Raw genomic sequence first — 14,573 nt, forward strand, 5'->3', positions numbered from 1 at the left:
ATTTTTTTTATTGAACCACAATTTTTTTGGTAATTCTTCTTTCAGAAGAAACCAATTCTAAAAGATAAACTCCGCTGTTGAGATTTGAAACATCCACTTTCTTTTCAGAAGTACTGAAAGTGTTGAATAGTATTCTTCTTCCAGAAATATCATAAACGGAATAGTTTTCAACTGAAAAAGAAGTGTCGTCCTTCACCCAAAGAATTTCTGAAGTTGGATTTGGATAAACTGAAATATTTTCCGCAATAAATTCTTCGGTTCCAATTAAACCCCAGCGATCTTCTGCAGCGGGGCCACCCCAAATAAGCGTTGCCAGATATGGATTGTCAATAAAAGGATTTCGGTTTCCGTAGAAATTTTCCAAATACGGGTTTCGTTGGTCCTCAAAATCTGTAACAGGGTCTTCAGCGTTCCATTGCAGGTAAACTTGTAGCATTTCTGTAGAGCCTTGTAACGCCCCATTGCCGTTTAATGAAGGTTTGCAACGATCGCCATATCGGGTGTACATATACATCATTATTCTAGCAACATCACCTTTCCATTCGTCACCGGGATACCAATATCCACTTCCCACATCGCCAGCGTTCCCAGAGCCATCTGCAAATTTCTTACTTCCGCGGTTGTTGTTCATTTGCTGGTCAGTTGGACGAATGTTGTGTGGGTCTGCACCAATTCCGGTAGTTCCATTATCTACATTTCCCATTGAAGGATTTGCGTTTGATCGGGCAAAAGTATGTTCGCGGTTGTATTGACAACTGCTACCTCCAAAATCATCCTTGTCACGGCTTCGGTCTGTAGTGCAACTTCCCGCATCGTCATAACCGTAAAGCAACAAAACATTATTATTGTTTTCAGGGTCTTCATCTGTGATTTTCATGGAATCACGTGTATCGCCATAATTGAAAGATGTGCTTGCATTTTCAATTTTTTGTTGCAGCGCAAAATATAGGTCTTGTCCGGTTAAGGAAAGATTTACATCATTATAATAAGGCTGTTGGGCAAAAAGGGTTTGTAGGCTTAATAAAAGAAATAGGGTAAATATTTTGTTCATTTTTTAATAGTGTTTTGACATTAATCTTTTTTTTGCAGCAAAGAAATATAAAATCCATCAAATCCGCTTTTACTGGGCATTATTTTTTCTTCATTTAACAATGTGAAATCTTTTCCTTCTTCGCGACTTAAGAAAGCTTTCACCTGCATTTCGTTTTCCGAAGGAAGTATAGAGCAAGTGGCATAAACCAATTGCCCGCCCGGTTTTACCATACGCGAATAACTGTCAAGCAGTTCCTTTTGTGTGGCGCGAATATTATCCAAAAATTCGGGCTGTAGTTTCCACTTGGCATCCGGATTTCTTTTTAAAACACCCAAGCCTGAGCACGGCGCGTCAATCAAAACCTTATCAGCTTTATCAATCAATTTTTTTATCACTTTCGTGGAATCAATAACGCGGGTTTCAATATTGAAAATATCGTTGCGTCGGGCACGACGTTTCAGCTCGTTCAGCTTGTTTTCATAAATGTCCATTGCAATCAATTGGCCTTTGTTTTCCATCATTGTCGCAATGTGAAGACTTTTACCGCCGGCTCCGGCACAGGCATCTATTACGCGCATTCCGGGTTTTGGATCGAGCATTTCCGCCACTTTTTGCGAAGAGGCATCCTGCACTTCAAACAACCCGTTTTTAAAAGCATCTGTTGTGAAAACATTGGCGCGTTCCTTCAGCTTTAAGGCATCGGGATAGTTTTTTAAAATCTCGGTTTCAATCTCAAGATCCGCCAATTCATTTTGAAGTTTTTCAACTGTAGTTTTCAAGGTGTTTACTCGTAAAACCACATCTGCCTGTTGGTTTAAAGCAGCAATTTCATTATCCCACTTTTTGCCAAGTTCCTTCTGTCCCAATTCATCCAACCAATCTGGAATAGATTCGCGGTACTTTCTGATTTTTGAAAGTTCATCAAATTTTCCCTTTATACGGCGGGTTGGGGTGTCTTCAAACTGTTTCCATTCTGGGATGGCAATCCCATTCAAAGTTGCCCAAACCGTAAATAACCTAAAAAGATTTGGACGGTCAAAAGGTTCGCGTACTTCGGCAATCTCGGCGTACAACCGTTTCCAACGTACAATATCGTAGGTAGTTTCGGCTATAAAAGCACGGTCGCGGGCACCCCAGCGCTTATCGCGCTTTAAGGTATTTTTTAGCACCTTGTCCGCTTGCTTGTTTTCGTTAAAAATCAAGTGAAGGGAGTCTATGGTTGCGAATACTAAATTTCTGTGTAATTTCATTTTCTGCGTTTTGCGATTGCAAAGGTATCTTTTTAAACTTAGATTTTTGAAATACGAAATACGAAATACAAAATACGAAATATGAAATACGAAATACAAAATACGAAAGCCGAAATCGAAATAACTTTTAAGTAACTCAGTAACTCAGTAACTCAGTAACTCAATAACCCAATAACCAAGTAACTCAATACCCGAATAACCCATTTGAAATTTTAGAATCATTACTTTTGCCAAAAATTGAATCTATGCGTCTTGCCATTGCCACATTTATTGTCCTTTTTCTTTTTTCCTGTGAAAAGAAAACTGAAATTGAAATCAATTCCGTTGAAATAACCCCCGTTTTTATTGATAGTCTAAGTATTCGTGCCATCCAGCCTTTGGATGAAAAAAGGGTTTGGTTTTCGGCAGATAAGGGAAAGGTGGGATTGATTGATGGTGATACTCCCAAATTGGCAATTATAAAATACGGCGATTCATTATTACACTTTCGTTCTATTGCAACCACAAAAGAGGCGGTTTTCGTTTTGAGTATTGCCAATCCGGCTGTGCTTTATAAAATTGGTTTTAATGGTACCGAAGCAACTAATATTGAAGAGGTTTATAACGAAAAAGGCGAGAATGTTTTTTATGATTCCATGAAATTTTGGAATGATAACGAAGGTATTGCTATTGGCGATCCCGTGGTCAATTGTATGTCTGTAATCATAACTCGTGACGGTGGAAATACTTGGGTGAAATTGCCGTGCGAAAACCTTCCAAAGGTTGAAAAGGGCGAAGCGGCTTTTGCGGCAAGCAATAGTAATATAGCCGTTTTTGGCGATAACGCCTGGGTGGCAACTGGCGGAAAAAAATCGCGTGTGATGCATACCGCCGATAAAGGAAAAACTTGGGAAATCTTTGATACGCCAATCCTTCAAGGCAAAGCAATGACGGGCATTTACAGTATTGATTTTAGGGATGAAAAGCATGGAATAATTTTCGGTGGAAATTGGGAAGACAAATCGTATAACGAAGGGAATAAAGCCATAACCAAAAACGGCGGAAAAACTTGGAAATTGATTGCCAACGGCAAAGAACCGGGATATCGCTCTTCTGTAAAATATATTCCCGGAACAGAAGGGCAGGGGATTGTAGCCATCGGTTCACCTGGAATTTCCTTTAGTGGCGATGGCGGAAAAAACTGGAAAGAACTCTCAAAAGAAGGTTTTTTTGCTATTGAGTTTGTGAATGATAGTATTGCTTTTGCTTCGGGGAATAACCGGATTTCAAAGTTGGTTTTTAGGGAATAACATTAAGATTTTTCAAGTGGGTATAGACCCAATTAATAATTCGGTTCTATTTTTACTGAAGTCATTGTTAACGACCCTCCAACTGGCTTGTCGTTAAATAATGTTATCATTTCTTTTTCTTCTATTGGTGCTAATGTATAAAGTAAAGGCAGTCAATGTTCTGGAGTTGGGATGGCCCAGTCAAAAGCTTTTCCTTGCGCTTTAAAATCGCTGAGTTTTTGGTGGTCTGAATTTAAAATAAGGGTTTTTATATTTTCGTTTGCTTCTGTTGCCCAATCAAAAGCATAGTTTTCTTTAATCTGTTCCAAGCGACCAAGCGCAACTTGTGTGCCTTACAGCCGCTACCAACAATAAAGACACTTTTTTTGCGAAGACTGCTTAGTTCCTTCGCCAATTCATAGTGAAATTCAGCTGGTTTTGAATAGTCTATACTCATTTTCAAGTACAGGAATATCAGTATTTGGGTAGAGGTGTTATATAACGCTCCAAGCACCGTGGTCCAGCCCCATATAATCCAGACCAACCTCGATTTCGGTAATAATACATTGTATTTCCTGTGCCAATTGCGGACTACTGGTGGCCGAATATTACAGCGTTATTTTAGGACTGCTTAAACTCTAGGTTCACCCATATATAAGCCATAGATAGAGTATGAATAGAGTATGAATAAAGTATGAAGCACAGTATCAAAACCCTAGGTTGAGCCCAGTCGAAACCTAATCACTCTTTGGTGGCGGGCAGTGTGACAGTTGAATTAAAACATTATTGTTCTGAAATCGTAATTCCGGCATCATCTTTCTTTGGCAATAAAACTTGAAGTAAAATGGCAATCCCCATTACAATTACACACCCCACCAAATTTAACCACAGATAGGGCATAAGGTCTATATACCAGAAATAGATAATGATAACTTGAGTGATTAGCGCAGCGATGAAAACCGCTTTGCTGCGCACATATTTTATAAAAAATGCAAGTAGAAATATTCCTAGAACATTTCCGTAGAAAATGGAACCGATAATGTTTACAAGCTGAATGAGGTTATCAAATAAATTTGCCGTACAGGCTACCACAATGGCAATAATTCCCCAAAGCAGTGTGAACCCGCGTGATGCTGCCACATAATGTTTTTCACGTTTTCCGGGTACGTTTCGTTTGTAAAGGTCTATGGTTGTGGTGCTTCCCAAGGCATTCAGTTCTGAAGCGGTTGAGGACATTGCGGCACTTAAAATTACGGCTAATAGCAAACCTATCAACCCACGCGGAAGGTTGTTTAGGATGAAATGTATAAAAACGTAATCCTTATCATTTGTTTCGGCATTTGGATTTGCTTTTTTGATCACTGCTACCGACTGTTCCCGCAACTGCTTTTCGGTGTTGCTAAGGGTTTTAATTTCTTGGGCCAAGGTTTGTTTGGAAGCATCACTTTCGGCTTTTGAATAACTTATCTGCGTTGCGGCCAGTTCTTGGTCGATAGCTTCTTTTTGTGCTTCCAAAGCCTTGTATTCAGCTGCATATTCAGATTTTTTTACATCCTTAACGGCAGCAGGATTGAAATGCAACGGAGAGCTGTTGAATTGATAAAAAACAAAAACCATGATCCCCACAAGCAATATGAAAAACTGCATAGGTACTTTTAGCAGACCGTTCATTATTAAACCCATTTGGCTCTGTTTCACACTTCTTCCGGAAAGATAGCGTTGCACTTGGCTTTGATCTGTTCCGAAGTAAGAAAGGGCCAAAAAAGTTCCGCCAATTATCCCACTCCAAAAAGTATAGCGGTTATCAAAGTCGAAAGAGAAATCGAGGATATCCATTTTGCCATTTGCACCCGCAATTTCCAGCGCTTTGGAAAACGAAATATCAAGCGGAAGATAATTCAGAATTAAAAGAAAGGCAATCAGCATTCCGAAGAAAATAACGGCCATTTGTTGTTTTTGGGTAACGCTCACCGCCTTTGTGCCGCCGCTCACAGTGTATATAATTACAAGCACTCCGATGATGATATTCAAATAAATCAAATTCCAGCCCAATACAGCCGAAAGTATGATGGAAGGTGCAAAAATGGTAATTCCACAAGCCAGGCCGCGCTGTATCAAAAATAGGATTGCGGTAAGTGTTCGTGTTTTTTTATCAAAACGGCTTTCAAGATATTCGTAGGCCGTATAAACATTCAGCTTGTGATAAATGGGTATAAAAACCAAACAGATTACAACCATTGCAATTGGCAATCCAAAGTAGAATTGCACAAAGCCCATCCCGTCGTGAAAAGCTTGCCCGGGTGTGGAAAGAAAGGTAATGGCGCTGGCTTGCGTTGCCATAACACTCAAACCAATGGTCCACCAATGGGCTGTGTTTCCGCCTTTTAAATAATCGCCCACGTCTTTTTGCTGGCGCGATTTCCATGTGCCATAAAGCACGATAAAAAGAAGGGTTCCGATTAAAACAATCCAATCAATCTGCTGCATTTAGGCGAAGTTTTGCATTAATAAATAAAACAGATAGATATAAACAGCATTGAACAAAAGCACTAGTGTGTACTTCCATTTCCAGACGAATTTTTGTTTTTCTTCGGTCACTTTCTTAAAATTATTTTCCGATTGAAAGCATATTCGCGAACAATCTGTATGCTCCGGGAACTCCAGCGGGTAGTTCGCGGAAAAAGCTCAATCCCGTATAAATATAATATCCTTTTCCGTATTTGGCCACAAGAAGCGAGCCTTTTGTTTGAGCTTCGTCTTTGTCGTTCATTCCCAGAATTGGTGTAAATTCCTTCGCCCATTCATCGGGGAAATACAAGCCGCGTTCCTGCACCCAGCCCTCAAAGTCTTTTTGTGTGATTTTGTTGGGGGTATTTAAAATGGGGTTCTGGGGCGCCAATATCCTCACTTCTGAAAATTCATCGGTAACACGATCTCGCGAAAGTTTTAGCTCGTAAGGTGCAATATTTTCAGTAACCAAACCGCGACTGGTGTTGTATTGCACGATAATCGTACCGCCGTTTTCCACGTATTTGTTTAAGGCAGTTTGTGCGAAAGCTAGTTCAGGAACGGTATTATAAGCCCGAATTCCAATAACGATTGCGTCAAAATGCTGCACATTTTCTGCGGAAATATTGGAGGGTTCAATTGTCGTAATAGAATACCCAATCTGCTTTAAACTCTCAGGAATTGCATCCCCCGCACCGTTTATGTAGCCTATATTCTGACCTTTTTTCTGAATATCAATTTTTGCAATTTTCGCTTCCGAAGGCAACAAAACACTTTGGTAAGGAATATGGTCATAATCAATTGTAACCAGCTCCTTATCGTAGCTTTTGCCATCGGTGGTTACAATTGTTTGTAAATATCCCTCACTTTGTCCGCTTGGCGGTGTTACGGTAAAATTGAAGGTTTTAGTTTCGCCATTTCTTTCAAGCTGAAATGCTTGCTGTGGTGGTTCAACTTTCCAGCCTTCGGGATGATTTAGGCTTACATTTCCGGAAATGTTATCTTTTCCGGCGCGAACGATTACTGAAACATTTTCAGCATCATCACTTGCAAAAATCAAAACCTTTTCGGTGATAGAGGCCGTGACTTCGGGCAATACTTCCAGTGGGCGATACACTTCACCTTTTACTGGATCGTTAAATTTGTAAATTATGTTTTTCGTGAAAGGAATTGTAAGGTTTCCAAACTGAAGTTCAAAAACTACTTTTTCCAAAGCGGGAGTTTCGGGAAGACCAATCATTGCTTCAGGCGCTGCATACATTCCTTCCGTGCCTTTTTCGTTTAACCAATAAGGGGAAGAGTATGATAGATTGCTATTTCCTGCATTAATAGTTATATCAATATTTTTTTTATCATTAAAAGGCAGTGGTTCCGGTTCATTCCAAAGTATTTTTTCTTCGGAATTTTTAACAGCTCGTAAAACAACAGCTACATTTCCGCGATTAACGGCTTCAATATTCACTTTGAAGATTTCATTCGGGTTTATTGAATTTACTTTGGAAACGGCTTCAATAAAAATGCCGCCGCAATCCAAAATCAATTGCTTTAATTGCTCGAGTTTTATTTTTTGCCAGTGACTATCTTTCAAGTTTGAAACCAACGGGTAGGCTTTCAGCAACTGCGGAAGCATTTCAGAAGGATTTTGAAAGTTGAAACTTTCTTCCAAAGGATTCAAAATCGCTCCAATTTCATTTCCGCCCTCAAGTCGCGACCAATTGGTGTTTATTCCTTCAAAAAGATTATTTTCGGTAGGCTTGCTGCCTTTCAACAATTCCAAATATTCAGTTTCTGCACCACGGGAACCTGTACTGCCAAAGCCTTGCGATTTGTGCATGCTTCGACTCAAAGAGGCTATTTCACCATTGGAAAGCCCTAGGGCAGGGAAGTAGTTTCCAGTTTCCACTGAAACGAGATTCGTTTTGTCTGCTTTTTCAAATTTTTCCTGGCTTCCGTAAAACCACCAAGAAGTATTGAAGAACAATCGCTGTGGTTTCCAAACCCCGTATTCCGTAGCTGATTTTGGAAATTTTGCAGCATCGTCAACCATATCAAAAGCTTCCACACTCAACATAGCCGAAGCTGTGTGATGCCCGTGCGTACTGCCGGGACTGCGATGGTCAAAACGGTTTACGATAATGTCTGGTTTGAATTTTCTGATGGTCATGACCACATCGCTGAGCACCTCGTCTTTGGTCCAAAATTCAAAGGTTTCATTAGGGTTTTTGCTATAACCGAAATCATTGGCACGGGTAAAAAATTGTTGTCCGCCATCCGTTTTTCGGGCTGCAACAAGTTCCTGTGTGCGGATTACGCCCAAAAGTTCGCGTAATTCAGAGCCAATTAAATTTTGCCCGCCATCTCCCCGTGTTATGGAAAGATAGGCAGTGTTTGCATGTACATCGTTGACCAAATAGGAGATGAGCCGGGTGTTTTCATCATCGGGATGTGCGGCTATAAATAGTGCAGACCCAACAAAATTTAATTTTTGAAGATCGTGGAATATTTCAGAGGCAGTAGGTTTTTTGGGAGCTTGACCGGAGGCAGCTATCGTGAGAAATAAAAATAGAAGTCTTAAAAAAAATGATTTATGCATAAAATTATAGTGCTGATTTATTCAAAATCCTTCAAAGATACTTATTTGTGAAAATTATTCGTGTGGGAGGCCTTCCTTATTTTTATCGAGTTCGTGTTGCTGTTCGTGAAACTCTTCGGCCTTTACAATACTCACGCCTTTTTGGAGCATCATGCTGTTGGGGTAGGTAACAATTTCGTTATCTTTTGTGTGCAGAATAATATGAAAAGTTTTTATGTCTTCAATTATACCTTCACAGGGCATCTCCTTGTCATGGATTTTTATATAATCGCCTATTTTGTAGGGAAAGGTGAAAAACATTATCACGCCACTTGTTACGTTGCTGAGTATTGACCATTGCGCAAAAAAAGCAATACCGATAACCGCAAAAACCGATGACATTACCAGCCCCAGATTTCTGAAATCCACTCCCCAAATAAGTATGAGGCCCAAAACCATCAAAAAGAAAACGGCAAAGTCCACGTGTTTCATGATGAGACCCGTGCGGTGTTCAAGTCTTTCTATTTTTTTGGCAAAGTTGCGTACCGTTCTTTTGAGCATCAGTCTTATAAAGAGCAAAATCAGAATCAGGGCGGCAGATTCAATAAGTTGAAGGGTGTGTTCTTGAATATTCATATTTTTTATTTCAGTTGCAGCGTATCGCGCAAATTGAGATTCTCGTTTTTGTTTTTGGTCCAATAATCACTTTTAATCCTTTTCAGTTTTGTGGCAGTGGTTTTTAATCGCAACGTGTCGTTCTGGTCTGCTGCGTTAACTTCTTCCCACTTTTCAATTTCATACGGAAAGGTGCTGTTGAAAAAGAGCATCAATTGCCGCTGTAGATCAGGGTAGTTTAAAGTGTAAATGGTTATGGAATCGCCCTGTTTCAAACTGGCGAAAGCATTGTGTTCCCTAATTTCCTTATGCCGAAGTCGCAAATATTCAAACGAAGGAATAATCATCACATCGCCCGTTGGAAGTTCTTCGGGATTGATTCGGATAAGATTCCAAAGTTCGTTTTCCAAATAGGTTTTCGGCAAAGAAAGCTTTTGGTCGGCCTCGCCTTGAAAATAGGAGTGACTTTCAATTTCAAAATCCTCACGATTGTTAAGTTGCATATAAGCTTGGCCGCACCATTCCTGCACGCTGTTTGTAATTTTCAGCGGATGCTCCTTTTCTGCAATTGGGCTGAAAGTGCTCGTCATTATTGAGTAAGGATAAATGCCGGTATTGAAATTCTTCATTTGGTTCAGCTTCATCACCGAAACATTTTCTTCTGAAGGATTATTTGCCTTAACCTGCGCATCTGCTAGAAAATCTTCCGTGACAAAAATATTAACTGCCGTTCCCTCACGAATTTCACCGTAACGCTCTTGCATCAGGCTATACGAAGTAATTTCTGCGGTTCCGCTGTACCAATACTCTTTAAATTCTTCTGAATTGTTGCGCGGTGCAGCTGTTTTGGAGGTTTCCTTTTTAGCTAAAATTAGTTGTGAATCACTTTTTTCTTCGGAAGAATTGCAACTGCTTAGCACTGTCAAAATAACGAAGAGAAGGAAAAGTTTGAAAAAGTTCATTATTCGTAGAATTTTATCCAAAAATACCACAAATTCAACGGTTGGCAATCTCGCTTAACGTTTTATAAACAAGTCGCGTTGGCAACCCCATTACGTTAAAATAGCAGCCTTCTATTTTTTCGATGCCAATGTAACCAATCCATTCCTGAATACCGTAGCTTCCTGCTTTATCAAAGGGTTTGTAGTTTTCTATGTAAAAATCGATTTCTTCTTCAGATAGTTTTTTGAACCAAACCTTTGTAATATCATTCACCGTTTTCTGAAATTCTTTTGAAGTAAAACACACCGAAGTAATGACCTCGTGCATTTGCCCGCTTAAATTTTGAAGCATTTGTTTGGCTTCCTCAAAATCTTTAGGCTTTTCGAGGGCTTTTCCGTTCAGCCAGACAATAGTATCGCTGGTTATTAGAACATCATTTTTATTTAAATCTTTAAATACTGAAGCTTTAAGTCGGGAAAGATAATCCGTAATATTTGAACGGTTTAATTCTTCAGAATAAATTTCTTCAACTTCTTTAACTTGAATGGTAAAATCCAAATCCAATTTCTTAAAAAAAGCTTGCCTTCGCGGCGAACCGGAGGCAAGAATGATGTTGTAGTTTTTTAATTTTTCGCGAAGCATTTTAAGTTTCTGGTTTCAGGTTGGTTTTTATAAAGTTACAAATCCATACAATGGAATGGAACAAATGCCCAAAAACATGATGATTTTCAACAATTTTGAAAGAAAACCGTATTTGTTTGGTGTATCGGCATCATAAGATTTTATGCAAAAGTAGAGTAATGGTGCAAGAATGACGAAAAGGAAATACAACATTATAATTTGCTGATTGTATAAATATTCATACATATAAAAAACGACGCCAAAGACCATCAAAAGGCATAAAACGAATACTATTGTAGATGTTCTTTTACGCCCTAAAGCAATGGCTAAGGTGTTCATTCCTCCTTTTTTATCGCCGTTAATATCTTGCAGGTCCTTTACAATTTCACGAATAAAATTTATTGAAAAAGCAAACAACGCATAATGCAAAACTATTTTAAAAACCGTGGACTGCATAGCTTGGTTTTGTAGGGTTATAGTTGGAAGCAAATCGAAAAGTGCCACAATTATCAGGCTCATTGCAACCAAAGCTGAAATCAAAATATTTCCAATAAGCAACATTCCCTTCAAATATGAAGCGTACAAATAAAGCAGTGCAGAAAAAACGATGAACAACGCGGCAAAACCTGGCTTTTCTATAGTGTTGGCCAGATAAAAACCTATTGCAACACCGGTGATGTTCAATATTATAAAAAGCCTGTTTGCTCTTCTTTCCGAAATCTTTTTGCCAATCAAAACTTTACTGGGTTTGTTGATTTTGTCAATTTCAACATCGTAAATGTCGTTGATGATATTTCCCGCAGCTGCAATGCAGATTGTTGCTATTACGAGCAATGCAAAACCGAAATGATTCAAGGCTGTTTCTACCCTAAAAGCTTGAAAAAGACCATATTTTATGAAAACCTGTGCTAATGCGATGAACAGTAAGTTTTGGTATCGGATGAGGTTTAGGCAGTTCAAGGTTTAATTTTGAAAGTTTTATATTCTATGAAAGCTTTTTGCATTACAGATAGCGGCTGGTAGATTTCCGGCACCCAGCTTAATCATATTTTGCACTTACACCTTTAGTAACCAGCCATTTTCCCTGTACTTTCAGCACTTGTTCAATCACATCGCGAACGCAGCCTTTACCGCCCTTTTTATGGGAAACATATTTTGAAATCGCTTTAATTTCAGGAACGGCGTCTTGCGGACAAGTAGGCAGGCCAACTTCCTGCATAATTTCATAATCGGGAAGGTCATCGCCCATAAATAAAGTGTTTTCTCGTTTTATGTTTTTGGTTTTTAAGTAGTCTTCCAGAATTTTGGTTTTGTGGTGGGCGCCTAAAAAGATGTCTCTTATCCCCAGATTTTGAAGCCGTACACGCACACCTTCATTGGAGCCCCCAGAAATAACACACACATTAAATCCTTGGTCAACTGCCGTTTTTAGGCCGTATCCATCTTTAATGTTCATAGTCCGAAACATTTCCCCTTGTGTATTTACTTGAATTGTGCCGTCCGTTAGTACGCCGTCAACATCAAAAATAAAGGTGGTTATGTGTTTTAAATATTCTTTATAGCTCTTTTCCATATTTCTGGTTTAATTGCTCTGTAAACAGTTTGTAGAGTTTTGCATGGGGGCTGTCTGTCAACAAATGTAAATGTTTTTCAATAGTTTTTTTGTCGTTCCGTTTTGCCGGGCCGGTCTGCGCTTCTTCGGGGGAAAGGGTTTTAATCTTTGAAGCGGTTTCGGCAATCAGCGGTTTCAACAAATCAAACGGTAAATCTTCCTCATTTAAAATTTCACTTCCTATTTCATATAAATGATTTACGAAATTGTTTACAAATACTGCGGCGAGATGGAGCTTGGCCCTTTTTTCTGAAGAAATCTCAACCACATTTTCTGAAATGGTCTCACCCAATTTTCGCAATATTTCCAAATCTTCTGTATTTTCAGCTTCTATGCAAATGGGAATCTCTTCAAAATCAACTTCCCGTTGCTTGGAAAAAGTCTGTAACGGATAAAAAACCCCGCGTTGGTTTTTTGAAGAAAGTGCATTCATTGCAGCTCCTCCCGAAGTGTGCACAACTAATTTATTTTGAAAAGTTAATGATTCGGAAAAGGTTGAAATGGCGTCATCGGGAATCCCGATTATGTAAATATCGGCATCGGTAATTTTTGAAATATCATCAGTAAACTGAATATGCTCAAAAGATGAAATAAGCTTAATATAATTTCTGTTAAAAACCTGTTTGACAGAAATTTCAGTACTTTTATTTAAAGCGTTGAGTAAATGACTATTTACATTTCCGAAGCCTAAAAAAACCACCTTTATCATAGTGCGAAGTTAGTATTTTCTTTAATCTTTTTACACTTCTCTTTTTGCGTTTCTCAACGAAAAACTTTGTGTTTTATCAATTTTATCTCACCGTCCTGCTCCAGCTGTTTTATTGCACGGATTACAGTTTCAACCCGTTGTCCTGTTAAATCTGCAATTTGTTGACGGGTCAGTTCCACTTGAAAAAGTCCTTCGGAGCCATATTTTCGTTTTAAAAAATCTATTAGAGTTAAAATACGGTGTTCGGGAGGATGTACTGAGATTTCCTTTAAAATGGTGGCCTTGTAATAAAGCCGTTTTGCAAGCGCTTTGGTGAATTTTAAATTTATTTCCGGATTTTCGGTAAGCAATTCAAACAATTTTGTTTTGTTCAATTTGTATAGTTGCGTTTGTTTTACCGCCGAAGCAGAGGCAGGATATTTAAAATCGCCCAGCAAAGGTGGTTCGCCAAAACTTTCGCCATCATAAAAAATGCCTTGCACAAATTCTTTTCCCTGTTCATTAAGGTTGAACATTTTAACCTCGCCGGTCTTAATCTGAAAATAGAAATCCGCCCGTTTCTTTTCGTGTAGAATTATTTCCGAAGCATTAATGTTTTCAAGCGTTGCGTTGTAATTTAATAGTAGACTTTCAGGAATCATTTCTTTATGATTTGCCTCATAAATTAAGGCCTGTTTCGCATTGTAAATTTACACCTTAAAATTCAAAACCCTATTTATAATATGAAAACACTTTCAATAAAAACACTGCAAAAAGAATTTGAAAATGATTTTTACATGTACATTCCGCTAACCATTATTTTGAACAGCTGTATCGGCTCTATTGCCGCTATGACGGTTTTGGCCCAGGGTACTGGTATAGTTTCGGGCGTTGAGCTAACTATCTGTGTGGCCTTATGTATGGGATATAATGCAGCCTTGTTGGCTGGTTCAAACCGAAAATTTTCTTTTTGGTTACTTATAGTGAGCCTAATTGCCAACTTACTGCTGATTTTGATAACTTTGCTATAGATGAAAAAGAAAATAGAGTCCCGAGAAGATGTGTCTTTGCTAGTAAGAACGTTCTATTCAAAAATTAGAAAAGACACACTTCTAGGGCCTATTTTTAATAGAATCATCACCGATTGGGAGACTCACTTAGAATTGCTTACCGATTTTTGGGAGACGAATCTTTTCTTTAAAAGAAAATACTTTGGAAACCCTATGCACGCTCATATTGAGGTAGATAAAAAAGTGGGTGGTACCATTAATGAACTCCACTTTGGGACGTGGATCAATCTTTGGCATGAAACCATTGATGAGCTTTTTGAAGGCGAAACAGCCAATGTTGCAAAAAACCGTGCCCGAAACATGGGAACTTTCATACATCTGAATATTTTCAACGCCAGAAAAGAAGATTCAAAAAACGACAATAGTTAACAGATTTCAGTAGTCTAAATGGGCG

Annotated in this window: 15 protein-coding genes; 3 read left to right on the forward strand and 12 right to left on the reverse strand. The window is 38.8% G+C overall.

Annotation, left to right across the window (positions count from 1 at the left end):
* Positions 1–7: 7 nt before the first annotated feature.
* Both AC58DT_RS04425 and AC58DT_RS04430 read right to left on the reverse strand, forming a co-directional pair.
* Positions 8–1,051 (reverse strand): endonuclease, encoded by a 1,044-nt coding sequence (locus AC58DT_RS04425; RefSeq protein WP_497215618.1) that lies wholly within the window; start codon positions 1,049–1,051, stop codon positions 8–10.
* A 20-nt stretch (positions 1,052–1,071) separates the two neighbouring features.
* On the reverse strand, positions 1,072–2,283 hold the full coding sequence (locus tag AC58DT_RS04430; protein WP_497215620.1) for an RsmB/NOP family class I SAM-dependent RNA methyltransferase: 1,212 nt from the start codon (positions 2,281–2,283) through the stop codon (positions 1,072–1,074).
* A 245-nt stretch (positions 2,284–2,528) separates the two neighbouring features.
* On the opposite strand from AC58DT_RS04430, the gene AC58DT_RS04435 reads away from it, so the two are divergent.
* Entirely contained in the window at positions 2,529–3,572 is a 1,044-nt protein-coding gene (locus tag AC58DT_RS04435) for a WD40/YVTN/BNR-like repeat-containing protein (protein ID WP_497215621.1), read from the forward strand.
* A gap of 152 nt (positions 3,573–3,724) precedes the next feature.
* Here AC58DT_RS04435 and AC58DT_RS04440 read toward each other — a convergent pair whose 3' ends face one another.
* From AC58DT_RS04440 to AC58DT_RS04485, 10 genes are all read right to left on the reverse strand, one after another.
* On the reverse strand, positions 3,725–3,880 hold the full coding sequence (locus AC58DT_RS04440; RefSeq protein WP_497215623.1) for a hypothetical protein: 156 nt from the start codon (positions 3,878–3,880) through the stop codon (positions 3,725–3,727).
* A 454-nt stretch (positions 3,881–4,334) separates the two neighbouring features.
* On the reverse strand, positions 4,335–6,038 hold the full coding sequence (locus AC58DT_RS04445; protein ID WP_497215624.1) for a sodium:solute symporter family protein: 1,704 nt from the start codon (positions 6,036–6,038) through the stop codon (positions 4,335–4,337).
* Positions 6,039–6,159: 121 nt separating this feature from the next.
* Positions 6,160–8,652 (reverse strand): PIG-L family deacetylase, encoded by a 2,493-nt coding sequence (locus AC58DT_RS04450; RefSeq protein WP_497215625.1) that lies wholly within the window; start codon positions 8,650–8,652, stop codon positions 6,160–6,162.
* Between the two features lie 54 nt (positions 8,653–8,706).
* Positions 8,707–9,267, reverse strand: a complete 561-nt coding sequence (locus tag AC58DT_RS04455; RefSeq protein ID WP_497215626.1) for a mechanosensitive ion channel domain-containing protein — start codon at positions 9,265–9,267, stop codon at positions 8,707–8,709.
* Positions 9,268–9,272: 5 nt separating this feature from the next.
* The gene (locus AC58DT_RS04460; RefSeq protein ID WP_497215627.1) at positions 9,273–10,208 is read right to left on the reverse strand and encodes a septum formation inhibitor Maf; all 936 of its coding nucleotides are present in this window, start codon (positions 10,206–10,208) and stop codon (positions 9,273–9,275) included.
* A gap of 34 nt (positions 10,209–10,242) precedes the next feature.
* On the reverse strand, positions 10,243–10,830 hold the full coding sequence (locus tag AC58DT_RS04465; RefSeq protein ID WP_497215629.1) for a Maf-like protein: 588 nt from the start codon (positions 10,828–10,830) through the stop codon (positions 10,243–10,245).
* A 27-nt stretch (positions 10,831–10,857) separates the two neighbouring features.
* Entirely contained in the window at positions 10,858–11,769 is a 912-nt protein-coding gene (locus AC58DT_RS04470) for a geranylgeranylglycerol-phosphate geranylgeranyltransferase (protein ID WP_497215630.1), read from the reverse strand.
* A gap of 79 nt (positions 11,770–11,848) precedes the next feature.
* Positions 11,849–12,382 (reverse strand): KdsC family phosphatase, encoded by a 534-nt coding sequence (locus AC58DT_RS04475; RefSeq protein WP_497215631.1) that lies wholly within the window; start codon positions 12,380–12,382, stop codon positions 11,849–11,851.
* On the reverse strand, positions 12,366–13,130 hold the full coding sequence (locus tag AC58DT_RS04480; RefSeq protein WP_497215633.1) for a Rossmann-like and DUF2520 domain-containing protein: 765 nt from the start codon (positions 13,128–13,130) through the stop codon (positions 12,366–12,368). The genes AC58DT_RS04475 and AC58DT_RS04480 overlap by 17 nt, the downstream gene beginning before the upstream one ends.
* Before the next feature lie 53 nt (positions 13,131–13,183).
* Positions 13,184–13,771: a Crp/Fnr family transcriptional regulator gene (locus AC58DT_RS04485; protein WP_497215634.1), complete on the reverse strand. Its 588-nt coding sequence runs from the start codon at positions 13,769–13,771 to the stop codon at positions 13,184–13,186.
* 81 nt (positions 13,772–13,852) lie between these two features.
* Between AC58DT_RS04485 and AC58DT_RS04490 the strand changes: the two genes are divergently transcribed.
* Positions 13,853–14,140 (forward strand): hypothetical protein, encoded by a 288-nt coding sequence (locus tag AC58DT_RS04490; RefSeq protein WP_225626047.1) that lies wholly within the window; start codon positions 13,853–13,855, stop codon positions 14,138–14,140.
* The gene (locus tag AC58DT_RS04495) at positions 14,141–14,548 is read left to right on the forward strand and encodes a group III truncated hemoglobin (RefSeq protein WP_497215635.1); all 408 of its coding nucleotides are present in this window, start codon (positions 14,141–14,143) and stop codon (positions 14,546–14,548) included.
* Positions 14,549–14,573: the final 25 nt, after the last annotated feature.

The organism is Aequorivita sp. CRS11, from assembly GCF_059693805.1.